At 68.3% G+C, this 23,427-nt stretch carries 19 protein-coding genes and 6 pseudogenes; 6 read left to right on the forward strand and 19 right to left on the reverse strand.

Features of this window, described 5'->3' with window-relative positions:
• Positions 1-3 precede the first annotated feature (3 nt).
• From L2X98_RS06950 to L2X98_RS06970, 4 genes are read right to left on the reverse strand one after another with little or no spacing between them, the layout of a single operon-like run.
• The gene (locus tag L2X98_RS06950) at positions 4-447 is read right to left on the reverse strand and encodes a hypothetical protein (protein WP_259612779.1); all 444 of its coding nucleotides are present in this window, start codon (positions 445-447) and stop codon (positions 4-6) included.
• On the reverse strand, positions 444-1,223 hold the full coding sequence (locus tag L2X98_RS20360; RefSeq protein ID WP_354002947.1) for a sugar phosphate isomerase/epimerase family protein: 780 nt from the start codon (positions 1,221-1,223) through the stop codon (positions 444-446). Before L2X98_RS20360 ends, L2X98_RS06950 begins: the two co-directional genes overlap by 4 nt.
• Positions 1,223-2,386 carry a sugar phosphate isomerase/epimerase family protein gene (locus L2X98_RS06965; RefSeq protein WP_259612782.1) on the reverse strand — a complete coding sequence of 388 codons (1,164 nt, stop codon included), beginning with the start codon at positions 2,384-2,386 and terminating at the stop codon, positions 1,223-1,225. Before L2X98_RS06965 ends, L2X98_RS20360 begins: the two co-directional genes overlap by 1 nt.
• A gap of 19 nt (positions 2,387-2,405) precedes the next feature.
• Positions 2,406-2,975 carry a TIM barrel protein gene (locus L2X98_RS06970; protein WP_259612783.1) on the reverse strand — a complete coding sequence of 190 codons (570 nt, stop codon included), beginning with the start codon at positions 2,973-2,975 and terminating at the stop codon, positions 2,406-2,408.
• Positions 2,976-3,292: 317 nt separating this feature from the next.
• Between L2X98_RS06970 and L2X98_RS06975 the strand changes: the two genes are divergently transcribed.
• Positions 3,293-3,901 carry a TetR/AcrR family transcriptional regulator gene (locus L2X98_RS06975; protein WP_259612784.1) on the forward strand — a complete coding sequence of 203 codons (609 nt, stop codon included), beginning with the start codon at positions 3,293-3,295 and terminating at the stop codon, positions 3,899-3,901.
• A 135-nt stretch (positions 3,902-4,036) separates the two neighbouring features.
• Here L2X98_RS06975 and L2X98_RS06980 read toward each other — a convergent pair.
• The 9 genes and pseudogenes from L2X98_RS06980 to L2X98_RS07020 form a co-directional block, all read right to left on the reverse strand.
• Positions 4,037-5,037, reverse strand: a pseudogene (locus L2X98_RS06980) (sugar phosphate isomerase/epimerase family protein).
• Positions 5,038-5,054: 17 nt separating this feature from the next.
• Positions 5,055-6,213 (reverse strand): annotated as a pseudogene (locus L2X98_RS06985) (Gfo/Idh/MocA family protein).
• Between the two features lie 175 nt (positions 6,214-6,388).
• Complete coding sequence (locus L2X98_RS06990; protein ID WP_259612785.1) at positions 6,389-7,684, reverse strand: C-glycoside deglycosidase beta subunit domain-containing protein; 1,296 nt, start codon at positions 7,682-7,684, stop codon at positions 6,389-6,391.
• Positions 7,681-8,835 carry a sugar phosphate isomerase/epimerase family protein gene (locus L2X98_RS06995; RefSeq protein ID WP_259612786.1) on the reverse strand — a complete coding sequence of 385 codons (1,155 nt, stop codon included), beginning with the start codon at positions 8,833-8,835 and terminating at the stop codon, positions 7,681-7,683. Before L2X98_RS06995 ends, L2X98_RS06990 begins: the two co-directional genes overlap by 4 nt.
• On the reverse strand, positions 8,832-9,245 hold the full coding sequence (locus L2X98_RS07000; RefSeq protein ID WP_354002948.1) for a C-glycoside deglycosidase beta subunit domain-containing protein: 414 nt from the start codon (positions 9,243-9,245) through the stop codon (positions 8,832-8,834). The genes L2X98_RS06995 and L2X98_RS07000 overlap by 4 nt, the downstream gene beginning before the upstream one ends.
• A 90-nt stretch (positions 9,246-9,335) precedes the next feature.
• A pseudogene (gene carA / locus L2X98_RS22160) lies at positions 9,336-10,878 on the reverse strand (c-glycoside 3-oxidase CarA).
• A gap of 63 nt (positions 10,879-10,941) precedes the next feature.
• Positions 10,942-11,778 carry a carbohydrate ABC transporter permease gene (locus tag L2X98_RS07010; protein ID WP_259612787.1) on the reverse strand — a complete coding sequence of 279 codons (837 nt, stop codon included), beginning with the start codon at positions 11,776-11,778 and terminating at the stop codon, positions 10,942-10,944.
• Between the two features lie 3 nt (positions 11,779-11,781).
• Entirely contained in the window at positions 11,782-11,988 is a 207-nt protein-coding gene (locus L2X98_RS07015; protein ID WP_259612788.1) for an ABC transporter permease family protein, read from the reverse strand.
• A gap of 64 nt (positions 11,989-12,052) precedes the next feature.
• Positions 12,053-12,427, reverse strand: a pseudogene (locus L2X98_RS07020) (carbohydrate ABC transporter permease); the annotation flags it as partial.
• Here L2X98_RS07020 and L2X98_RS07025 point away from each other — a divergent pair.
• The gene (locus L2X98_RS07025; protein ID WP_259612789.1) at positions 12,408-12,584 is read left to right on the forward strand and encodes a hypothetical protein; all 177 of its coding nucleotides are present in this window, start codon (positions 12,408-12,410) and stop codon (positions 12,582-12,584) included. The pseudogene L2X98_RS07020 and the gene L2X98_RS07025 sit on opposite strands and share 20 nt — an antisense overlap.
• Positions 12,585-12,822: 238 nt before the next feature.
• On the opposite strand, the gene L2X98_RS07030 is transcribed toward L2X98_RS07025, so the two are convergent.
• A complete protein-coding gene (locus L2X98_RS07030; protein WP_259612790.1) occupies positions 12,823-13,800 on the reverse strand; it encodes an extracellular solute-binding protein in 978 nt (325 codons plus the stop codon).
• A gap of 938 nt (positions 13,801-14,738) precedes the next feature.
• On the opposite strand from L2X98_RS07030, the gene L2X98_RS20375 reads away from it, so the two are divergent.
• Positions 14,739-15,272 carry a LysR substrate-binding domain-containing protein gene (locus tag L2X98_RS20375; protein ID WP_354002949.1) on the forward strand — a complete coding sequence of 178 codons (534 nt, stop codon included), beginning with the start codon at positions 14,739-14,741 and terminating at the stop codon, positions 15,270-15,272.
• A gap of 48 nt (positions 15,273-15,320) precedes the next feature.
• Here the strand turns inward: L2X98_RS20375 and L2X98_RS07040 are convergent, their stop codons facing one another.
• Both L2X98_RS07040 and L2X98_RS07045 read right to left on the reverse strand, forming a co-directional pair.
• The gene (locus L2X98_RS07040; RefSeq protein WP_259612791.1) at positions 15,321-15,947 is read right to left on the reverse strand and encodes a hypothetical protein; all 627 of its coding nucleotides are present in this window, start codon (positions 15,945-15,947) and stop codon (positions 15,321-15,323) included.
• Positions 15,920-16,798, reverse strand: coding sequence for a C-glycoside deglycosidase beta subunit domain-containing protein (locus L2X98_RS07045; protein ID WP_259612792.1), 879 nt, complete (start codon positions 16,796-16,798; stop codon positions 15,920-15,922). Before L2X98_RS07045 ends, L2X98_RS07040 begins: the two co-directional genes overlap by 28 nt.
• Before the next feature lie 109 nt (positions 16,799-16,907).
• Between L2X98_RS07045 and L2X98_RS07050 the strand changes: the two genes are divergently transcribed.
• The 3 genes from L2X98_RS07050 to L2X98_RS07060 all read left to right on the forward strand — a co-directional run bounded on the left by L2X98_RS07050 (position 16,908) and on the right by L2X98_RS07060 (position 19,237).
• Positions 16,908-18,125: an LVIVD repeat-containing protein gene (locus L2X98_RS07050; protein ID WP_259612793.1), complete on the forward strand. Its 1,218-nt coding sequence runs from the start codon at positions 16,908-16,910 to the stop codon at positions 18,123-18,125.
• Complete coding sequence (locus L2X98_RS07055) at positions 18,122-18,301, forward strand: NAD(P)-binding protein (protein ID WP_259612794.1); 180 nt, start codon at positions 18,122-18,124, stop codon at positions 18,299-18,301. The genes L2X98_RS07050 and L2X98_RS07055 overlap by 4 nt, the downstream gene beginning before the upstream one ends.
• A 183-nt stretch (positions 18,302-18,484) precedes the next feature.
• Positions 18,485-19,237 (forward strand): FAD-dependent monooxygenase, encoded by a 753-nt coding sequence (locus L2X98_RS07060; protein ID WP_259612795.1) that lies wholly within the window; start codon positions 18,485-18,487, stop codon positions 19,235-19,237.
• Between the two features lie 23 nt (positions 19,238-19,260).
• Here the strand turns inward: L2X98_RS07060 and L2X98_RS07065 are convergent, their stop codons facing one another.
• The 3 genes and pseudogenes from L2X98_RS07065 to L2X98_RS07075 form a co-directional block, all read right to left on the reverse strand.
• Positions 19,261-20,331 (reverse strand): MFS transporter, encoded by a 1,071-nt coding sequence (locus tag L2X98_RS07065; RefSeq protein ID WP_259612796.1) that lies wholly within the window; start codon positions 20,329-20,331, stop codon positions 19,261-19,263.
• A 430-nt stretch (positions 20,332-20,761) separates the two neighbouring features.
• A pseudogene (locus L2X98_RS07070) lies at positions 20,762-22,210 on the reverse strand (alpha-L-rhamnosidase-related protein); the annotation flags it as partial.
• Positions 22,122-23,411, reverse strand: a pseudogene (locus L2X98_RS07075) (family 78 glycoside hydrolase catalytic domain); the annotation flags it as partial. The pseudogenes L2X98_RS07070 and L2X98_RS07075, both read right to left, overlap by 89 nt.
• Positions 23,412-23,427 lie beyond the last annotated feature (16 nt).

Consider the following 23,427-nt stretch of genomic DNA (forward strand, 5'->3'; position numbering starts at 1 on the left):
CTCCTAGCGGAAGGTGTCGGTGAAGGTCTCGTACGGCACCGGCGGGACTGGCTCGAGCTTCTGCACCGTGGTCGGACTGTACGGGTGGTTCTCGCTGGGCACAGGCTCGTCGGCCGGCGGCATGAAGACGGGCTTGCCGTCGTCGCCGAAGTACATGAGGTCGAGGTCGAAGGCCGCCTGGTTCTTCAACCCGAAACTCACCCAGTTCTCATCGAAGGGCGCGCGCGCCAGCTCGTAGCAACGGAACTTCCAGAACTTCCACTCTCCGTCCTGGCGCAGAAAGTCGATCGCATACTTGCACCACACCCAGTGCGCCCAGACCTTCTGCCCGAGCACCTCGCCCTCGGAGTACATGTCGGGGAATTCCTTCGCGACCTCGGGGTCGGTGAGCGCGCTGATCGCGATGGCGCCGACGCCGATCGCGCGAGAGGAATGGAGGCGGTTCATTTCATCCCTTCTGAGTGAGTTCGTGTCGTACGTACCAGGAGTTGAGCATCGCCATCTCGGCGGGCTCGCCGGCGTGGTCGCTCTCCACGACCACCCACCCGGCGTAGCCCCGCTCGCGGAGGGCAGCGACGAAGCCCTTCACGTCGACGAGACCGCCCTCGGTGCCGAGCTCGTAGAACCAGCGCTCGATGCGGCGGCACGCCCCGCCCTGCAGGCATCGTCTGCTCGGCGCCGGGGGTGAGGTATTCGTCACCAGCGTCCGTGTCGCGCACGTCTTTCAGGTGGACATGCGTGACGCGCTGGGAGTGCGCACGGTAGAACGCGAGCGGATCGATGCCGGCGATCATGAACTCGGCGGTGTCGAGGGCGAGGCCGACCAGCGCGGGGTCGGTCGCATCCAGGAGCGTCTCGAGTTGCGCGGGAGAGTGGATGCCGCCCAGGCAGTCGTAGTGCAGCGCCAGGCCGACACCCGCCTCGCGGGCGCGCGCCCCTACGCGATTCCACAGTGCACCCAGCAGCCGGATCGCGTCGTCGTCGAGCGGTCCGGTCATCCATGCAGACGGCGCGGGCCGCACAACGAGCTGCTCGCCACCAACCGCGGCGAGGAAGCTGACGAACGGCTCCGCTGCGGCGACGATGGCGTCGTGCTGGCTCGGGTCGAGCGGCATGAGGAAGGCATAGCCCTCCTCCTCCGTCGGCATCCCGGGATCCCAGAAATGGCTCGAGAGGCCCCCCACGGCGGCTCGGGCAAGGAACTGGCGGAAGCCCGCAGGCATCACCGTGATTCGCGAGGATGACCTCCGGCCGGCCGATGTTGTCCCAGCGCCCGCCCATGCCACTGGCGAGCTCGATGTGATCGAAGCCGAGCGCTGACACGGTCTTGAGCGCGCGCAAGCTGATGGTCGTGGCGCACGAAGATGTCCATCCGGAAGTTCCACTGGTTCAGGGCGTAGGCCCAGCGCAATCCGTCGCTCACCGTGCGACCTCCTTCTCGGCCTCGGCCTCGGTCTGGGCTGCGGCCAGCACGTTGTCGATGTACCACTTGGCGACGCAGGTCGCCTCGGCGTAGCTCCCCGAAGGTGTCGGCCTTGTCGTGCTCGACCGTGAGCCATCCGTCGTATCCCGACGCCACGATCTCCTTCATCAGCGCGGGGAAGTCGACGAGCCCGCCTTCGGTACCCATCTCGTAGAACCACCGGTCGACGCCGGGCGCCATCAGTTCCGGGTCGGGCGGCGTGCGGTACGCCTCGTTGCGATCGACATCGTGCGTGTCTTTGAAGTGGAATCCCGTGCACCGCTGTCCGTACTCGCGGAACAGCTCGACCGGGTCCAGCCCCGCGATGGTGTGCTGCGCGGTGTCGCAGAAGAAGAACACGGTCTCGGGGTCGCTGTAGTCGAAGAACGTGGCGAGCTGCTCGCGTGTGCGGATCGCACCCCAGAACTCGAAGTGACAGGTCGTCTTCATGCCGTGCTCGAGAGTCATGGCCCCGACACGTGACCACAGCTCGGCAATCGCTTTGATGCGGTCGTCGGTGACGGGCTCGGTCTGGTGATAGGTGCTCGACGGCATGACGATGAAGTTCTCGACGGATAGCCCGTCGAGTGCCTGCACTGTGCGCAGCGAATCCGCGAAGATGCGATCGTGGGTCTCGCGCACATGCGGCGCGGTGAACGCGGTCGCCGACGGATACGCGGTGAATATGCCGGTGATCTTCTCCATGCCGACCTCGCGCAGCCGCTGTTCGAACCCCTGCAGCGATCCGTACATGCCTACCAGCGCCGGCAGATAGAAGAAGAACGTGTCGAATCCGGTGAACCCGGCAGCCGCGAGCTGCTCGAGATATCGGTCCATGTGCGCGCGGTTGAACTGGGGCGGCAGCGGCCCCTGCGGCGTCTGGGTCACCCAATGGTCCATGTACGACCACTTGATCCACGTCATTTCCGGATCCCGTTGCGAATCAGGCGTCGGCCGCGACGGCACGAATGAGGGCGGTGGATGCCACGGACTCCCCTGTCGGGTAGTACTCGAGCCCGATGGGTCCGTCGTAGCCGACGGAGCGGAGGATGCCGAGTCGCTGCGGCCAGTCGAGCTCGCCCGAACCAGGCTCTCCGCGGCCGGGGGCGTCGGCCAGCTGCACGTACGCGAGGACGTCCGCCGCGTTCGTGAGCTCCTGTTCCATGTCCTCCCCCTCGACGGCGGAGTGGTAGATGTCATAGAGGATGCCGAAGAACGGCGAATCGACGCCATGGGCGACGTACACCGCCTCGGCGGTGCGGTCGAGCAGCGACCCCGGGTGGTCGACGCGGACGTTCACGGGCTCGAGCACCAGGGTGATGCCCGATCCGTCGATCTGCGCGATCGCCGTCCGGTAGATCTCGATGAGCTTGTCGAGCTGCACCTGGCGCTTCCACCCGCCGAACCCCGTGCCGCTGCCCACCACGATGCGCGGGCAGCCGAGATCGCGGGCGATCGCGACTCCTTCGTCCAACTTGCGGAAGAACTCGGAGTGGTCCCATGGCGGGATCATGAACTGGGTGCGGGGTTCGCTCAGCTTGCGCGGTGAGCTGCGTGCCGGTCTCGTCGAGGGCGGCCTTCAGGGCGGGGAGGTCCTTCGGTGTCGCCGGCGCGTCGACTCCGGTGGGGCCCCACATCTCCACGGCGGTGAAGCCTGCCGCCGCGGCGACGCGGACCCGGTCGTGGTAGTCGCCGGCCTCAGTGAAGAGCAGCTCGATGTTTGGGGCGAGTTGGTAGGTCATGCGGGGACCGTAGCATGAATCCCGACTTGTCCGTAAGTATTTATTTCCGACTCATCCGTAGGTTTTCAACCTGTGGTTGGATAGCCGCGTGGCCGATCGCAGCAACGGATACGCTCCCGGGCGCGCACGGCGCGAGCGTCTCCTCGACGCGGCCATCGCCGCGTTCGGCCAGTCCGGCTTCCACACGGCCACCCTCACCGACATCGCGCGGGCCTGCGGCATCTCCCGCCCGGGTCTCCTCCACCACTTCGACAGCAAAGAGGCGCTGCTGACCGCCGTGCTCGAACGTCGCGACCAGATCGATGCCGAGATCTTCATCACGGCGATAGACCGGTCGAGCTCTCCTCTGCAGGCGATCGTCGATATCGCCACCGCGAACTCGAAGACGACGGGACTCACCGAGCTGTTCGCTGTGCTCTCGGCCGAGGCGACGAATCCGCAGCATCCCGCGCACGACTACTTCGTCGCGCTCTACACGCGCCTGCGCACCGATCTCGCCGCCGCGCTTGAGGCGATGCGTGCTGCAGGCGAACTGCCGGCCGACCAGTCCCCGACAGAGCTCGCGAATGAACTCATCGCTTTGAAGGATGGCTTTGCCCTGCAATCGCTCCTGCAGCCCACGGCAGTCCAGCCCGCGACGGCGCTGGCCGCTGCGATCAAGCGGCTCACGGGGGTCACCGTCACCGCGGCGCCCTGACCGGCCGCCGCGCGTTCAAAACTCCGGAAGATCGTCGGTCGTGGCGACGCTCGCCCGCGCCATTGCATACCCTCGGCGACGCGGCGCGCTCGATATTCCGGAGTTCTGCGCAGCAGGGACGGCCGGCGGGCCCGCCTACTTCGTCGAGAACGCCGCGTCGAAGGCGGCTGCGGGCGGGGTGATGGCGTTCAGCTCACGCACGAAGGCGAGCGCCTCGGGCGCTCCCTGCAGGCGGTCCATTCCGGCGTCCTCCCACTCGACGCTCGTCGGCCCGCTGTAGCCGATCGCGTTCAGCGCGCGGAAGATCGGCTCCCACGGCACCTCGCCATGACCCGTCGAGACGAAGGTCCAGCCGCGGCGGGGGTTCGCCCACGGTAGGTGCGAGCCGAGCACGCCGTTGCGGCCGTCGAGGTTCGTGACCGATTCCTTGACGTGCACGTGGAAGATGTCGTCCGCGAAGTCGAGGATGAACGCCACCGGGTCGAGCTCTGCCACATGAAGTGCGATGGGTCGAAGTTGAACCCGAAGCTCTTCCGGTGCCCGATCGCGTCGAGAGTCGCCTTCGCCGTCCAGTAGTCGTACGCGATCTCCGACGGGTGCGGCTCCAGCGCGAACCGCACGCCCTCCTCCTCGAAGACGTCGAGGATCGGGTTCCAGCGGTCGGCGAAATCGCGGTAGCCCGCCGCGATCATCTCATCCGATGCCGGCGGGAACATCGCCACGTACTTCCAGATCGACGACCCGGTGAACCCCGTGACGGTCTTCACGCCGAGGCGCGCTGCCAGGCGGGCCGTGTTCTTCAGCTCCTCGGCGGCGCGGCGGCGCACGCCCTCGGGGTCGCCGTCACCCCAGACGCCGTCGGGGAGGATGTCGCGGTGCCGCTGATCGATCGGGTCGTCGCAGACCGCCTGGCCCTTGAGGTGGTTCGAGATCGTCCACACCGTCAGGCCGTGGCGCTCGAGGATGTCGAGCCGGTCCTTGATGTAGGCGTCGTCGTCCCAGCGGTTCGGGTCGAGATGGTCGCCCCAGCAGGCGATCTCGAGGCCGTCGTACCCCCACTCGCCCGCGAGCCGGCAGACCTCCTCGAATGGCAGGTCGGCCCACTGGCCGGTGAACAGCGTGATGGGACGTGTCATATCACTCTCCTTCGAAATCAGACCCGGGCCGGAAGGTCGGTGCGCACCCAGGCGGAGTCGTTCGCCGCACTGCGCACGACGGCGGCGAGCACGCGCTGCACGCCCAGCCCCTCGGCGAACGTCGGATGCGGGTCGATGCCGTCATGCAGCGCCGCGACGAGGTCGACGACCTGGTGGACGAACCCGTGCTCGTAGCCGAGCATATGGCCGGTCGGCCACCACGCCGCCATGTACGGATGCTCCGGTTCGGTCACGAGGATCTTCGCGAACCCCTGCCGGTCGGCGGGGGCGGTGCGGTCGTAGAACTGCAGGCTGTTGAGGTCTTCGAGGTCGAACGCGAGAGCCCCCTTGTCGCCCGACACCTCGATCGTGAGCGCGTTCTTGCGCCCGGTCGCGAACCGGGTCGCCTCGAACGAGACGAGCGCTCCGCTCGACAGCCGGCCAGTGAAGATCGCGGCGTCGTCGACGGTGACCTCGCCGTATCCGTCGGCGGCCACGCCGGAGAGCCCCGTTCCGGACCGCAGGCAGCGGGCGCTGCTTCACGATCGTCTCGAGGGTGCCCGACACCGCCTCGACGGTCTGGCCGGTGACGAACTGGGCCATGTCGATGATGTGCGCGCCGATGTCGCCCAGCGCCCCCGAACCGGCGTGTTCCTTCTGCAGCCGCCACGCCAGCGGCGCCTCGGGGTCGACGAGCCAGTCCTGACGGTACGCGGCCCGCACCTGCTGCACCGTCCCGATCGTGCCCTGGGCGATGAGGTCGCGCAGGAACGTCACGGCCGGGACGCGACGGTACGTGAAGCCCACCATCGCCTTCGCGCCACGGTCGGCGGCACGCTCGGCCGCGGCGAGCATCGCCTCGGCCTCCGCCACGGAGTTGGCGAGCGGCTTCTCGCAGAGCACGTGCTTGCCGGCTTCGAGTGCGGCGATCGCGATCTCGGCGTGCGAGTCTCCGGGCGTGACGATGTCGACGACGTCGATGTCGTCGCGGGCGATCACCTCACGCCAGTCGGTCGCCGACTCGGTCCATCCCCAATGCGACGCGGCCTGGGCCACGGCATCCGTATTCCTGCCGACCAGCACGCGCATCTCGATTTCTTCGGGCAGGTCGAACACCGCCGGCGCCTGCCGCCAGCCGACGGAGTGTGCGGCGCCCATGAAGCCGTACCCGATCATCGCCACCCGGAGGGTCATGCGAGCACCACCTCTCGCTCGACCGGCACGCGGTTCGTGACGTAGCGGCCGGGGCCGCCGTCGACGCCGGGCATGATCTGCATGTACAGCAGGCGCATCGTGAGCACCACCTCGACGGTGAGTGCGGCCCCCAGCTCGGGCGCCTGCGCGAGCGGGATCAGGATGTCCGGTCGGTCGGCGACGAACCAGAGCGTCTCGGACTGCTCGGCAGCTCGTCGATGCGATAGGTGCGCCCGTTCAGCGCGAAGCGGAGCTCCTCACGCGGGATCCGGACGCCGTCGACGGATGCCTCGACATCGTCGACGGCCGACAGCCAGAGGCTGCGGTACCAGGGGATCTGCACCGAGACGGCGATCCCGTCGTCGGTGCGCCGGACGTCGTTCGCGGAGAACAGGGAGTTGTGCGTGGCCATGATGTTCCTCGCTGTCAGGCCGGGACGATGGCGTCTTCGATCGCACGCCGCATGAGCGCGTCGCTGCTTCTTCACGAGCTCGATGGGATCCGCCTCGCCCAGGTCGCTGAACGCGTGCCCCTCCCACTCGCTGGAGAGGTATCCCTGGTAGCCGCCGGTCACGAACTGGCGCACGATGCGCGGGATGTCCATCGCGGGCTCGTCGCCGTTCGCGTCGATGTCATAGAACTTCGCGTGCACATGGAAGATCTGCGGCATGATGTCGAGCCACTCCTCCGGCGGCACCAGGCCGTGCATGTTGAACGCGAGGCGGGTGAAGGGGCCGAACCGCACCGGGTCGACGCCTTCGCCGCGCAGGTAGTCCTCGAACGCCTGATTGCGCACGTGCATCGGCTCGGGCCGGTGCCAGATCTCGTCCATCACGGGGAAGTGCCGCTCGTCGAGCCCCATCTTCGCCAGCTGCGTCGAGCAGCGTCGGCGACAGGCTGTGCATCGTCGACGAGAAGTCGGCGGTGAAGCCGAGGCGGTCGCTGCCGAGCTCGTCGTACATCTCCCGGATGCCGAGCACCACCGGGTCGTTCGGACCCTGGGGTGCGTGGATCTCGTAGCCGAGCTTCTGGTCGTACTCCTCGGCGAGGGCAGCAGCCGACGCAGGAGCTCCTTGCCGGCGGAGCGGATCACGACGCGCGTGAACCCGAGCGTGTGCGCGGTCTTCAGCTGCCGCGCGAGGAAGTCGTGCTCCTCGTCGGGCGTCATGTCGCGGTCCTTGCGGCGGCCCATGTCGAGGTTGGTGCCGACCGCGCTGGGCTCCAGGCCGTACTTCTCGAGCGTGCCGAACCAGAGCTTCACGAACGCCCTGTCGACATCGGGATACGTGCGCAGCAGCTGGGCGATGTTGAACTCGACGCCGGGGCCGATGCCGTTCTCGGCGACGGCGGCGATGAGGGTCTCCGGCGTGTAGAGGCCCGCCGCGAACTCGCTCGTCATGGAGTAGAGCGTCGTGCCGAGCTTGATGCCCGTGCCGGCGATGGAATCGCTCATGCGCGTGCTCCTTCCGTGCGGGCGGCCGGTGTGCGCTCGTCGGCGCGGCCGGGGCTCAGCCACTGCGACAGCTGCGTGCGGGCGGCCGCCGCATCCGTCTCCATCCGGCTTCCGGCGTCTTCTGCCGCCGACCGCTGCACCGCCTGCTCGGCCGCGACGATGTCGAACGGGCTCTGCCAGTGGTTCCAGTGCCATCCCTCGTACTCGCTGGAGATGGCGCCGTTGTAGCCGTTCTCGACGAGCAGGCGGATGAGGCCCCGCACCGGGACCGACGGCTCTTCGCCTGACTCGTCGATGCCGAAGAACTTGCCGTGCACGTGACGGATCCAGGGCATGATCTCGAGCCAGTCGTCGACGCGCGCGGGACCGAACAGCCCCGTGCCGTTGATCCCGAAGTCGATGCCGAGATCGGGCCGGCCGTTCTCGGCGCCGAGGGCGATGAAGCGGCCGAAGCGCTGTCCGTGCTCGGCCTGGTCGGCGGGCGGCCCCGCCCGGTAGAACTCGTCCCACAGCGCGACGACCTCCGACAGCAGCTCGTCGGACGCCCCGCGGCGACGGTAGGCCTCGATGAGCGACGGGGCGAACCCCGTGGTGGTCGCCCCCCAGTCGGCGGTGAAGCCCAGGAAGGGAGATCCGACCTTCTCGTACCGATCGCGCAGCGCGAGGATGCGGGGGTGGGAGGCGTATTGGTCGGCGTGCACCTCGAGGGCGAGCGTGACGCCGTAGCGCTCGGCGACCGGGGCGAGCCGCTCCATCGAGTCGGGCTCGATCGAGATCTGCACGCGGGCGATCGGGAACCCGAGCTTGGCCGCCGCCTCGATCTGCCGACGCATGTACTCGACGAGCTCGTCCTGGTTCAGCAGCCGGTCGCGGTGGATGCCGATGTCGGCGTTGATCGCCAGCGAGGTCTGCACGAGCCCGACCTCGTCGACGAGATCGCGGAAGCGCCCGGCGAAGGAGTCGTCGACCGCCGGGAACCCGCGGAAGCTGGAGAAGCCGATGATCTCAAGGCCCGGGCCGTTGCCGTCGGCGGCGACCTTGCGGATCAGTCCCTCGAGGTCGTACTCGCGGCCGTGGAACGCCCGCGTGAAGCTGTAGAGCGTGACGCCCTGGATGGGAGTGCCCAGCGTGGAGGTGCTGAGGCCGGTCATGCCGCCACCTCCCGCGCGAGCGTCATCGTCTTGGTGTCGCGCTCCTCGATGTGGAGCACCTCCCGGTCGCCGATCACGATGTACGGGATGTAGAGGGTGAGGCCGACTGTCACCTCGTGCTCCGCAGCGGGCGCGAGGGCGACCTCGCCGGAGAGCACGGCGGAGTCGAGGGGGAACCACCACTGCTCGGTGTCGTCGACCATCTCGGCGAAGGTGAACGTCTTGCCGTTCATCTCCCACCGGAGGGTCTCGGCCGGCGCCGTCGCGCCGTCGACCGTCAGGCTGGCGCCGGCGATACAGGATGCCGGAAGCGCCCGGTACCACGGGATGCGCACTTCGACCGACGTGCGCGTGCTGTCGCTGGTGAGGGTGCCCTGCTCGATGATGCGATCGGGGATCACGGCATCCACCTCCCTACTTCTTCTATGTTCCTACACATTAATGTCTCTTTTCGACATAAGCAAACGGCGTTCACCCGGCGGCGGTCAGCGAGGGGCGCCTCATCGCCCGAGCTCCTGGGCGATCCGTCGGGCACCGCGCACCGCGAGCGCGACGGAGGTGAGCGTCGGGTTGCAGGCGGTGGCGGTCGGGATGACGCCGTTTCCGGCGACGAACACCCCCGGCGCCTGCCAGACCTCGCTGTCGGGGCCGCAGACGCTGCGCCCGTCGTCGGTCTCGCCCATCCGCACGCTGCCCTGATAGTGCAGCGACGCACCGAACGGCATCGTGAACGGGCGCTCGTCGATCGGCTCCCCCACGGCCTTCCCCCAGCGCACGATCTGCGCCCGGCCCCGTTCGAGCATCTTGTGATCGCGCTCGGTGAGCCGATAGCGGATGCTCATCGCGGGCATGCCGTACGCGTCGGTCTTCTCGTCCGAGAACTCCACCCGGTCGTCCCACTGCAGGTCCTTCGCCGTGAAGAGCCCGAGCCCGACGATCGTGCCGGGCGCCGCGGGGTCGTCCTCGGCGAGTGGCACCGGCGAGGCGTCCAGCTTGCATGATCTGTCCGTGGAACGGCTCGGCGTCGGTGAACGGCACCCAGCTGACGCCGCTCTGCTCGCTGAGCGAGCCGCCGACGACGTCGTGCTCGTCGGACTGCCCCACGGGCGCGCGGTGCGACGGTGATGCGGCGTCGCGGATGCGTGCCGCGAAGACGATCTGCGATTGGTCGTTGAGCATCCGGCCGAGGGCTGCAGGGCGGATGCCCGACGCCCACAGCACCTGCGGGGTGCGCAGCGCATCGGCCGCCACGACGACAAAACGCGCCCGCACCTCGTGGACTGCCCCCGTACGCAGGTCGCGCACCTCGACGCCCGCCGCGCGCCCGTCGTTCAGGAGGACGCGTGTGACGAGCGACTCGTCGCGCAAGGCGAAGCGCGGGTTGTCACGGGTGACGTCGCCGAGGACGACGTCGGATCCCGACCAGACGAGGCCGCCGTCGAGACGGCGGTGCACTGCAAGCGGCATCTTCTGCACCCGGCGGTCGGGGGCGCGCGAGTCGTCGACCTGGGCGGCAAGGCGCTCGCGGACGAGGTCGGTGTACGGTGCGCCGTCGAACGCGTCGGTCGTCACGCCGAGCAGCCGGTCGCCCTCGTCGAGAAGCTCGTCGAGATCGTCGAGGAAGCCGATCCTCTCGCTGTCGCCCGGCCGCGGGCAGGCTCCCGTCCAGTGGGCGCCCATGCCGCCGACGTTGCTGGAGAACGCGGCGACGGGAAGGCCGTCCTCGTCCGGCGAGGCGTAGCCCTCCGCCAGGAGGTAGGTGCCGGGGCGCGCCATCCGGTCGCCGGACTTCACCGCGCCCGGGGAGTCCACCGTGGCGGCGCCCGCTCCCGGCCCCTCGGACCGCTCCTGGGCGCGGGCGCGAGCCGTGGCATCCACGATGTTCTTCACGTGCGCCCCCGGCGGATCTGACACCGTGGGGCCCACCTCGAACATCGCGATCGTGGCCTCGGGGGCGCGTTCGCTGAGGATGCGGGCATAGGCGGCCCCGGTGGGACCGCTGCCGACGATCGCAACGTCGACAGACGCGGGGTAGCGGTTCATGGGTCTCCTGTTCAGAACATCGGGTGGTCGTGGGCGGCATGCGTGGGGACCCGCTCGAGCACGTCAGCCCTTGAGCCCGCCGGCGAAGCCCTGGATGAACTTCTTCTGCGCGAACAGGTAGAACAGCAGGATCGGGATCATCGAGATGATGACGATCGCGAAGATCGAGTTCCACTTCGACACGAGCGAGCCGATGAAGAAGTACATCGAGACCGGAAGTGTCTGGTTCTCGGACCCGCCGAGGAAGATCAGCGAGGTGAAGAAGTCGTTCCAGATGATCAGGCCGGCCAGGATCGCCACCGTTCCCGTCGCCGGCGAGATCAATGGCAGAACGATGCGGAAGAAGATCTGCGTGCGGCTGGCTCCGTCGATCGCGGCTGCCTCTTCGTACTCGGTGCCCAGCCCCCGGAAGAACCCGGCATACAAGAAGATCGACAGCGGCAGCATCATGCCCGTGTACAGGACGATCATGCCCCACACCGACCCGGTCAGGCCGATCGCCCGCGCGCCGATGTACAACGGCACAGTGCCCAGCTGCGTCGGAAGGATGATCGCTATCAGGAACAGGTAGTACACCGCGCGAGACCATCGGCGGGTGGACCGCGAGATCACGTATCCGGTCAGAGCGCCCAGCACGACGAGGCAGAGGATCGACCCCGCGGTCATGATGATGCTGTTGACCAGACCCATCAGGATGTTCGCGTTGCCCTGGCCGTTCAGGGCGGACGCAAAGCTCTCCAGTGACGGATGCTGCGGCCATGACAGCGGCGAGGTGGTGTAGATCTCGCTGTCGGGCTTGAGCGCTATCGCGATCAGGAAGTAGAACGGCAGCAGGAAGATGAGGGCGAGCACCCACAGGGATACCTCGCGCAGTGCGGTCAGCTTCGTGTAACGGAACACGGTTCAGGCCTCCTCGGGGCGCCCTGAGGTCAGCCGCTGCTGGATGACGGCGAACACCAGGATGATCAGGGCGAGCAGCAGCGCCAGCGCGGCTCCGTAGCCGAAGTTGCCGAGCGAGAAGGCCTGCTTGTACACCTGCGTGGCCAGCGTCTCGGTCGCGCCGGCCGGCCCACCGTTGGTCAGCGCCATGATCTGGTCGAAGACGCGCAAGCCCGTTCACGATCCCCAGCGTGGTCGCGATGGCGACGGCCGGCCGGATCGCCGGCAGCACGACATGCCAGAAACGCTGCCAGAGGTTTGCGCCGTCGATCGCGGCGGCCTCTTCGATCTCCGGTGGGACAGATGCGAGCCCGGCCATGTAGATGACCATCGTGAACCCGGTCTGCTGCCAGACCAGGACCACCAGCACCGCCCAGATCGCCAGATTGGGGTCTGCCAGCCATGGCCGCACCCACGCCTGGAGACCGACGGCGGTGAGCACCGCGTTGATCGGGCCGTTGAAGTCGAAGATGAACTTCCAGATGTATGAGACGGCCAGCGGGCTGAGCACCGCCGGCATGAAGAACAGCACCCGCAGGGCATAGCGGGTCTTCACGAGCCGGTTCAATCCGAGCGCGATCCCGAGGCCGATGACGTTCGTGAGGATCACCGACGTGATGGCCAGGAACAGCGTGTTGCCCAGCGCGCCGATCTTCGCCGGATCCTGGAAGATCGTCACGAAGTTCTCGAACCCGATCCAGTGGAACGTGCCGATGCCGGTCCAGTCCGTGAACGCGAAAGCGCCACCCACCGTGGTGGCCACGTAGTGGATGCCGAGCACGAGCACGACTCCGGGCAGTGCCCACCACCAGTGTCCGAACCGCAGCACGCCGGGACGCCGTGGCGTGCTGTTGGGGCGGCGTCCCCTCTGCTTGCGCTTCGGGACGATCACCGCCTCGGTTTCGGAATAGATCGTCGTGCTCATGTCCTCGCCAATCCCTGCATCGTCGTGTCGCCCAGGTCGTCACCCGGGTGAGCCTTCCCCCGGGTGACGACCGACCGTCGCTACCCCCAGGCCTTGTCCATGTCAGCCAGGACCTGGTCCACGGTCTTCTGCCCGGTCAGCAGTCCCTGCACCCCAGCGCCGAGCGCGTCGTAGACGGCGGCATTCGACCAGCTGGAGTTCGGAAGCGGGACGAAGTCGCCGTTGTTGACGATGTCGGCCACCGGAGCGAACGGCGTGCTCGAGAGGTCCTCGCCGAGGGGGAGTGCGCCCGCGGCTTTGGCGAACACCTTCTGCCCGTCGGCCGTGGTCGCCCACTCGACGAACTTGCTCGCAGCAGGGTTGTCCTTCGACTTCTTCGAGAGCGAGAGCGCGTAGTCGGCGCCGGCAATGCCGAATGCCTTGCCACCCGCGGCGGGCGGCATCGCCTCGATCACGAAGTCCTGGTCTGGCGCGCTCTGCTTCAGGTCAGAGGCCGAGCCGCTGGGGATGAACGCCGCCAGCGAGGTGCCCTGGAGCACGTTCGAGGTGATGGCGTCGAAGCCGGCACCCTCCACCCCCTTCTGGAAGCAGCCCGCCTTGTTCATGTCGACAATGTCGTTGAGCGTGTCCTTCCAGCCCTGCGTATCGGCGAACGTCGTCTTGCCGGTGGCGCGGTCCTCGTTCCACGTCGGGGTTTCGGCGTACACCCGGGTCGCCGAGATCGACATTGCCATCAGCCCCGTGTTCGGCGGCATGGAACCGGCCAGCACGAACATCGACTTGCCATTCGATGCCAGGTCCTTGCAGGTGCTGAGCATCCCCGCCCAGTCGGTTGGATAGGTCACTCCGGCCGCCTTGGCGGTGGTGTCGTTGAGCACCGAGCCTACGAAGGTCAGTCCGAGCGCGACGCCGAACGTGTTGCCGCCGTCCTGGAACTGGGACTCGGATCCGTTCGGGATCGTCTTGGCCGCCGCGTCGCCCAGGGGTGCGAGCAACCCCGCCTTGGCGAGGGTGACAGTGCTGTAGGTCTGCCCGACGCCGGGCGCGGTTTGGAACACGTCCGAGGCGTTGCCCGCGTTCAGCTTGCGTCGTCACGGTCTGACCGTAGGAGTCGTTCGGGACCTCGTTCAGAGTGATCTTGACGTCGGGGTTCGCCTTCATGTACGCCTCGGCGAGCGCCTTGTACGGCGTCTCGACGGCGCTGTTGGTGACGGCGTACGACAGCGAGAACCCGGTCGATCCTCCGTTGCCGTCGCCGCTGCCGCCGGAGCAGCCGGCGAGGACGAGTGCACCGGCAGCCGCGGCGGCGACGAGACCGCTCCGGACCACGTGGGAGCGATGATGCTGTGACATGATGCAAGCCTTTCTGACTTCATTGTCGGCGGCGCGTTCGGGAGAGAGACCGTGCCGTATGCATCAGTATGACCGAGATGCGCCCGAATTACACATAAGATTCTTCGATATGCAGCATAAGTGGCGGCGGATCGCATATCGCTGGGGTCGATGCGACCTCCTCACGGCATAGGCGCTGCTGATAGATTCTCTCTACCTGCACCCGGAGGATCTCGACGACGTGGCCGATCACACCTTGCTCTCCCGACTCGATCTGAACCTGCTCGTCTCGCTTGATGCGCTTCTCACCGAGCGCAAGCGTCACCCGCGCCGCCGAACGGCTTGCATCTGAGTCAGCCGGCCCTGAGTGCATCGCTGGCCAGGTTGCGCACGCACTTCGGCGACCCGATCCTCGCCCGGCGCGGGAACACTTATGAACTGACCCCGTTCGCGTTGCGGCTCGCCGATCACACCACGACCGCTCTGGAGGCGGCGCGCCGTGTCTTCGAGAGCCAGGCCACATGGGAACCGAGTGAGTCGGTGCGTGAGTTCTCGATCTACGGCTCCGACTACGGGTTCACGACGGTCGGGCGCGTCGTCTCGACGCTGGCGGCCGAGCGCGCTCCCGGTGTGCGCTTCCGCTTCATGCTCGCACAATCCGGTCGTGGTGGAGGACGCCGCCAACAGGTTGCGCTCGGTCGACGGCATGGTGATCCCCCACGGCATCCTCAGCGACCTGCCCTACGTCGACCTCTGGCACGACGACTGGGTCGCCATCGTCGCGAGAGACAACGACGACGTCGGCGACGCCCTCTCCCAGGAGGAGTTGGAACGGATGCCGTGGGTCATGAACTACCAGACGCGGTCGGCCTTCACCTCTGCCGAACGGCAGGTGCAGCAGCTCGGCATCGAGCCGCACGTCGAGGTGGTCGTGGAAAGCTTCCTGGCGATGCCGCACTTCATCGCCGGCACCGGTCGGGTCGGAATCATCCAGTCTGCGCTGGCGCCCCTGGCCGAGCGGATCGGCGAGGTGCGGAGAGTCGGGCTGCCGTTCGCACCCACGTCGCTGGTGAACGCGCTGTGGTGGCATCCCGTGCACAGTCGCGATCCCGAGCACGCCTGGATGCGCGAGCTGTTCGCCGAGGCCGGGAGCATCGTCACTCGCCAGCTGACTGAAGACAGACCGCAGCCGGGTTGAGCCGATGACCGAGCCCGAGCTGCGACTGAGCCCGGCTCCGAGGGCCGCTCAGGCCGTCGGAACCACCGATCGCATCGCCGAGCGGATGAGATCGTGCTGCTTGCGCACGAGCACGAGCGGGTCGACCTCGCCGAGCTCGGCGAAGGCGTGCCCTTCCCACTCGCTCGACCAGTATCCGCGGTAGCCGCCGTCGACGAACACGCGTACGAGCTCTGGATAGTCGATGGACGGCTCCTGCCCGTTCTCGTCGATGTCGTAGAACTTGGCGTGCACATGCAGGATCTGCGGCATGATGTCGGCCCATTCGCGCGGGTCGACATGGCCGTGCATGTTGAAGGCGAGGTGGGCGAACGAGCCGAGGCGGCCGGGGTCGAAGTCGCGGCCGCGCAGGTAGCCGATGAATTCCTCCTGCCGGTCGCGCATGGCGGTATCCGTCGCCCAGATGCGCTCGAGCGTCGCCAGTGCCTTGTCGTCCAGCCCCGCTCGCTGCACGGCGCGGAGGAGAGTCGGCGACATCGCGTGCATGGTCGCGGAGAAGTCGGCGACGAAGCCCAGCAGCGGCGAGTCGAGCTCGGCGTACGTCTCGCGCACTCGCACGATCTCCGGAGAGTTGGGGCCCATGGGCGCGTGGATCTCATACGCGAGCTTCAGGTTCTTCTCTTCGGCGACCGGCAAGGCCGGCGGCAACGCTCGGGCTTGGCCGACTGGATGCGCACCAGCGGGAACCCGAGCTTCTCGGCCCCCTCGAACATGAGCCTGGAGAACTCGAACTCCTCGTCGGGCGTCATGTCACGGTCGCGTCGCCGACCCATGTCGAGGTTCGCCCCGAACGAGCTCTCATCGAAGCCGTGTCGGTCGAACGCTGCGCGCCACCCACGCTCGAACTCGTCCGACACGTACGGGTAGGTGGGCAGCACCTGGGATGCCACGATCTCGATGCCGGGGCCGATCCCCAGCTCGGCGACGCGGTCCAGCAACCCGTCGAAGTCGAACCAGCCGGCGCGGAACTCGGCGCTGGCTGAGTAGAGGGTCAGGCCCAGCTGGAACGGATCCTCCTCTACCGCCGGCGACGGGGGCGCGACATCCGACACCAGCGCCGGTACGGGAGCGTCATGATCGGTCGCCACCAGGCTGAGCGTCTGGTGCACGATGTTCGGCACGTACATGCCCGGGCCGCCGTTCTCACCGGGGGCGATCTGCATGTACGGCAGTCGCAGCTCGCCGTGGATCGTGACCTCGTGCTGCTCGCCGAGCGCGATCGGCTCGTCGCGGTGAACGATCAGGAGCGGATGCTCCTGCAGATACCAGAGCACCTCGCTCTGCATGGGAAGATCGGCGATCGCATGCCGTGCCCCGGCGAGCTCGAACACCATGTCGCCCTCCGGCACATCCGCGCCGTCGACGCGCAACCGGATGGTGCTCACCGACGACAGCCACAGGCTGCGGTACCACGGGACGGTGAGGGACAGAGCCAGACCATCGGGGTGGACTCGGAGGCTGTCGGCGGTGATCAGTCCGTTGGGCATGTCTTCTCCTTCGTAGACCGCAACCAGGGCCCGCCGCTCATCGTAGCAACATTTCTGTCCTTTTTACGCATAAGTTTGTAGGATGAGCGCATAACCGCGAAGGAGCGATATGTCACCGCAGACATCCTGGCTCGAGCACGCTCGGCGCACCTCCGACATCGATGGCTTCCGCCTCATCGCGCACCATGACCTCGGCGGAAACGGCGACGGATTCCAGGTCATCCGCCGCGACGATCTGCTCTATATCGCGCATCTGGGCACAAGCCCGGCAGCGCTCACCATCCTCGATATCACCGACCTCGACCGCCCCCAGCTCGTGTACCAACGCGAGCACCCCGAGAACACCCGATGCCACAAGGTGCAGGTGGCCGGGAACGTGCTGATCCAGAACAACGAGCGCCCGTATTGGGTGCAGGATACCGCGACCGCAGCGACGACCGGACTGTCGGTATTCGACCTCACCGACCCGGCCGAGCCGCGACAGGTCGGCTTCCACCCCGCCGACGGCGAGGGGACGCATCGGCTCTGGCTGAGCGAGCTGCCGTACGCGCATATCTCGCACACACTGCCCGGTGGCCGCACGCAGAGCTACGACATTGTCGACCTCTCAGACCCGACGGATCCGATCTCGGCCGGATCGTGGTCGGTTCCCGGCACCTTCGCCGCCGACGACGAGTCGTGGTGGCGCGGGCACCCACAGGAACAGGAAGGCGTTCACGGAGTCATCCCCCACGGCGATCGCGCCTACGTCTCGTGCTTCGACGCCGGCATGGCGATCCTCGACATCTCCGAGATCGCCGCACCGACCCTCGTCAGCCGCATCAGCTGGTCGCCGCCGTTCGGCGGCTTCGTGCACACCGCCCTGCCATTGCCCGACCGCGGTCTGGTCATCGCCACCAGTGAAGGCGTGCCTCATCAGCTGCAGGCCGGCGACAAGCGCATCTGGGTCATCGACGTGCGCGATGAGACTCATCCGGTCACCATCGCCACCCTGCCCGAACCCGTGCCCCCGACATCCACCGGCGCCACGTCGTTCGCGCAGCTGCCCGGAGTATACGGACCGCACAACCTGCACGAGAATCGACCGGGCAGCCTCATCGATGACCGGACCGTCTTCGCCACCTACTCCAATGCCGGGCTGCGGGTCTGGGACATCACGAACCAGTTCCAGCCGCGTGAGGTCGCGCACTTCGTTCCGCCGGCGCCACAGGGCCAAGAGTCGTCCCTGCTGAACGACCTGTACGTCGACGAGCACGGCGTCGTGTTCGTCACCGACCGCGCCGGTGGCGGGGTCTACATACTGCAATATGAGGGGAGACTGCCGTGACCGTGCGCCGTATTCTCATCGTCGGCGGCGGCCCGGCCGGCCTCACCGCAGGCCTCGCCCTGACCAGGGCGGGGTTCGAGGTCGAGATCGCCGAGCTCGAAGACCGCCTGGCCGCCGCCGGTGTCGGAGTGCTGCCGAGAACTCGCCGCTGCGCGCCCTGCACAGCCTCGGCCTGACCGACGAGATCGTCGCGCGCGGCTGGCCGCACGGCCCGATCCATCGCCTGGACAGCCAGGGACACGAGTTCGACAGGGCGACGCCGCCGGCCCTGATACCCGGGCTTCCGGCCACGGTGGCCATCTCGCGGCAGATCCTGGCCGACATCCTCGGGCGCGCGGTGACGGATTCCGGAATCCGGCTTGCGCCTGGACAGCACTGTCGACGCGCTCGATGAGACCGGTGCAGACGTGGACGTCACGTTCCGCGACGGCGAGCACGCGCGGTACGACCTGGTGATCGGCGCCGACGGCGTGCACTCCCGCGTGCGACACCTCACCTTTCCCGAGATCGGCGAAGAGGAGTATGTCGGCCAGGTGTGCTGGCGGGCCGTGGCTCCGCGTCCGCCGGAGGTGACCGAGTACCTCATGTACCACGGTGCCGGCAGCAAGGTCGGGCTCGTGGCGATCTCTGCCGAGCAGGTGTACCTGTACATGCTGCAGAACGTGCCGGAACCGCCGGAGCGACGAGGCGGCGACCGGCGCGACGAGCTGCGCGCCGCACTGGCGGAGTACGGGGGCTCGGTGCCGCAGGTTGCGGCGACACTCGAGCCGGGCGCGGAGGTGCGCCGGCTTACATCGCTGCTCGTTCCGGCGCCCTGGCACCGAGGACGCGCCGTGCTCATCGGCGACGCCGCCCACGCGACGACGCCGCACATCTCCTACGGTCTGGGCATCGCCGTCGAAGACGGCCTGGTGCTGACCGAGGAACTGGTCGCGCACGGCTCCACCGCAGCGGCGTTGAACGCATTCTCGGATCGCCGATTCGAACGTGCTCGGATGGTTGTGGAGAACTCTGTGCAACTGTCGAAGTGGGAGCAGGATCCGCATGCCGACATGGCTGCCTACGGCGCCCTCATCGGCCGGACTCTCGGCGCACTGACTGCGCCGATCTGAATGCAGCAGGGCGCTCGCGATCGTCACCGCGCCGGCAGAGGGGACGGGGTCATTCCTCCACGGCGATCGGGGTCGGCCGGCGCCCGTTCACGATCAGCGTGGCGATCGTGAACACGGCCGCGACCACACCCACCACGGCGACACCGGTGGCGAGGCCGCCGACCGCCGCCGAGATCGCGCCCATCAGGATCGGGGTGAGGAACTGGCCGAGGTAGAACGACGCCGTCCACCATCCGGTGACCCGCCCACGCTCCTCGAACCGAGCCGTGGTCACCGCCCAGGTCAGCAGTGAGGGCGAGCAGGCCCGACCCGAACGAGGCGATGATCGCGCCGACGATCACGCCCGGCAACGCCGGCACCAGCCCGACCACGATCATGCCGACGGCCTGGAAGCCGAAGGCGATCGGCAGCAGCCGCACCGGTCGCACGACCGCGAGCCGGGCGAACAGCAGTCCGCCGATCGCGGTGGCCAGGGATGCCACGGCCGCGACGGCGCCGATGACGGCCGTGTTGCCGGCCGCAATCCCGGTGCCCACCACCAGGTAGCTGACCTCGATGATCAGCACGTAGAACGCGAAGCCGCCGAACAGCGTCACCAGCAGCGGTGCCATGATCCGACGCCACGGCACGCGGGCGCGCTCGCCGGTGGCCACATGTGCGTCGGTGGGGTCGGCTCCCGGCTCCCACAGCGAGAACAGCATCGGGATGGCGATGATCACACCGGCCAGGTACACCCAGAACGGCACGTGCCAGCCGCCGGCGCCCAGAGCGCCGCCGATCACGATGAACGCCGTGGCCGCCAGGGTCGTGGTCACGGTCTGCAGGCCGAGGTAGCGGTTGCGGCGCTTCTCCTCGTGGAAGTAGTCGACGATCAGCGTCGTGCACACCGTCATGATGGCGGCCTCGCACACGCCGACCAGGACCCGGCTCACGAGGATCTCGGTGAGGCCCTCCAGCCAGACCGGCGCGGTGCCCACCAGCGAATAGATCACGAGGGCGCCGATCAGCAGCTTCTTCCGGCCCAGGCGGTCGACGATCTGTCCGGCGAAGGGGGCGAACAGCGCGATCATCAGCGCCGGGATCGCCACGATCATCGGCACGAGCACCTCGGCGCCCGGCTCCTTCGCGAAATGCTCCGACAGCTTGCGGCAGCACCGGTGTGATCAGCACCGATCCGAGCACGGGCATGCAGCTGCCCGCCAGCAGCAGGACGGCCTGCCACACCCCTGCCCGTCGGGTGATGGGCGCGGGCGGGCGGGAAGCGACATTCGACATTGAATCTCCTCGGGCGATTGACTCGCCTCGATTCAATCGCCATGCGGCACATAAGCAAACCCCGGATCCACTATGCACATCATCAGTCTGGCGGATACCGCCCCACGCAGATGCCGGCGCGCCCCTCACAGGGTTCGGAGGATCAGCCGGAGTTCGGACGATCTCGCCCGAATCATCCGAACTTGGCGCGGTCCTCCGAGCTTTTGCGGGACCGCGTGCGAACGGTTCGTCCGGGTGGCAGCGCTCGTCCCCGACAGGGTGCGCAAGCGTCGCCGACACGCCCCAGGGCACCTCGACGACGATGGATGCGGCATCCGCCCCACACTCCCATTCGACGCCGAGCCGACCGTACGGAGTCCCGACCGCCGCGCGCACCCGCTCCGGCCCGGCGTCCAGATCCGGCTCGATCACAGCGGTGCGATAGCCGGGTGCGGTCTCGCGGATTCCGGCGACCCGCCGATAGAGCCAGTCGTCGACGCTGCCGGTCGCGTAGTGGTTGAACGACATCGGGCGGATCTCGCCGTCCGGCGCGATGGCATCCCATGTCTCCCAGAGCGTCGTCGCACCCCGGTCGACCTGGTAGAGCCACGACGGCGTCTGGGATTGCCACAGCAGGGTGCGGGCGAGCTCGGGGTATCCGCTGTCCCACAGCGCGTCCAGCAGGTGCGGCGTGGACAGGAACCCGGTGTCGAGCCGATCGCCGCGTGCGTGCACGAGCTCGACCAGGCGCGCCGCGGTCCGTCCGCGCAAGCCCGACGGGGACCATGTCGAACGCCAGCGCCAGGACGTAGACGCCCTGCAAGCCGAACCGGCAGGTCACCCGCGGCATCCACGTACTCGCTCGCGAAGGCGGCACGCACCTCGGCGGCCCGGGTGGCCAGCTTGCGCGGCATCCGCCTCGCGCCCCAGCACCGTGGCCATGGATGCGGCGAGGGTCAGCGTGCGGGCTTGGAACATCGGCGCGATGTACTCGCCGGTCAGGGCCGGGGCGATGCCGATCGCGTCGTGCGTGGGCCGCCCCTCCATGGTCGACGGGGTGAGCCAGTCGCCGAACTGCTCGCCGGTGTTGTACAGCAGCGACTGATTCCGACGCTGCGCGGCCGTCAGCTCGACGCCGGAGAGCCGTGCCGGCAGTTCGGCCGCCGCGGTCGTGCGCTGGAACTCGATCCATCGCCGCACGGCGCCGAAATTGTCCTCGACGAGGCGTCGGTCGCCCGATCGGCGGTACAGCGTCCAAGGCACGCTCGCTATCGCGTCGCTCCAACCCGCCGCCGCGACGATCGAGCCGACGCCGGTCGCCGCTTGGGCCGCCTCGGCGTCGAACGGCGAGCGCGGCGAGAAGATCGGGACGCGGCCGTCCTCCAGCTGATCGGCGCGCAGGTTCTCCAGCCAGCGCGACACGAACGGCACGACCTGCGCGTTGTCGGCGGCGGCGCCGACGAATGCCTGGAGGTCGCCGGTCCAGCCCGCGCGCTCGCGCTGCGGGCAGTCGGTGGGCACGGACAGGAAGTTGGCGCGCTGGCTCCACACGATGTTCTCGTGCAGCCGCTGCCGAGCCGCGGATCGGATGTCTCGAACCGGCCGGTCTGCGCCAGATCGCTGGCGATCACCACGGCGAGGATGTCGGCCGCGTCGAGCCGGTCGATCCCCCGGATGCGGGCGTAGCGGAACCCGTGGCAGGTGAACTCCGGCTCCCAGCGGTCATCGCCTCCGGCCGCCACGAACACGTCGGTCTGGTCCTTGTTGATGCCGACGATGTTGGTGAACCACGTGTCATCGGCGGCAAGGGTCTCGGTGTGCTCGATCACGATGCGCTGCCCGGCGACGGTATCGCGCAGCTGCACCCGCACCCGTCCGGCGATCACCTGCCCGAAGTCGACGACCGCGCCGTCGGCCGTCTCGGTGACCGACACCGCCGGCAGCTCGCGTACGCGCCGGATCGGCTCGCCGGTGAAGGGACGCAGCGCCTCGTGGTCGCGGCCCACCTCTGCCACCGGCATCCACCCGGCGTCGTCGAATCCGGGGCGGTCCCAGCCGGCGGGCTCGGCGCGGCGGTCGAACAGCTCGCCGACGAACAGATCGGCATAGGCCCACGGCCCCGGGCGCTGCGCGCATCGGCGCCGGATGCCACGATCGAGGTCGTCCCATCGGCGAAGTCCAGGTGCAGCTGCCAGATCGCCGAAGTGCGGGTGCCGAACTGCGCGCTCGACCCGGTCAGGCCCAGCCGGCCCGCCCACCAGCCGTCGGCCAGCGCGACGCCCAGCACGTTCTCGCCGGCCGTCAGCGCGCCGGTCACGTCGTAGCACTGCACCGAGATGCGGTGCCGGTAGGCGTCCGACCCGGGCGCGAGCACCTGATCGTCGGCGCGACGCCCGTTCACGAACGCGGAGTAGACGCCACGCGCGGTCGCGTACAGGCGGGCGCGCACCGGCTCGGCCTCCAGCGTGAACCTCTGCCGCACAAGCTGCGGCGGGCGCAGGCGCTGCTCCGGCGGCCCGACCGGCGTGGCGCCGCGGATCCAATCGAGGATGCTCCACCGCTCCACGACGGCATCCTGCTGCGCGGGTTCGACCCATGCCGCCTGCCAGTCCGCGGCATCCAGCAGCGCCGTCTCGAACGACGACGACGCCCAGGCGGTCCACGCGCTGCCCGCTGCGCGGCTGCGCACCCGCCAGGTGTACGTGCTATTCGAGCGCAGCGGCGCGCCGGCGTAGTCGATCAGGGCCGTCTCGGGACTGGCCACGGCGCCGGTGGCCCACACCTGGTCCCCACCCGCCGCCACCTCCAGCTGGTACGCCGCCTGCGCATGGTCGACGAGCCAGGTGAAGCGGGGCACGGTCACGCCGATGCCGATCGGCGCGGTCAGGTACTCCACGCGCAGGTCATGGCAGGCGGCCACGGGCCCTCCTTCGGTG

Origin of the sequence: Microbacterium elymi (assembly GCF_021582895.2) — a bacterium.
Taxonomy (GTDB): domain Bacteria; phylum Actinomycetota; class Actinomycetes; order Actinomycetales; family Microbacteriaceae; genus Microbacterium; species Microbacterium humicola.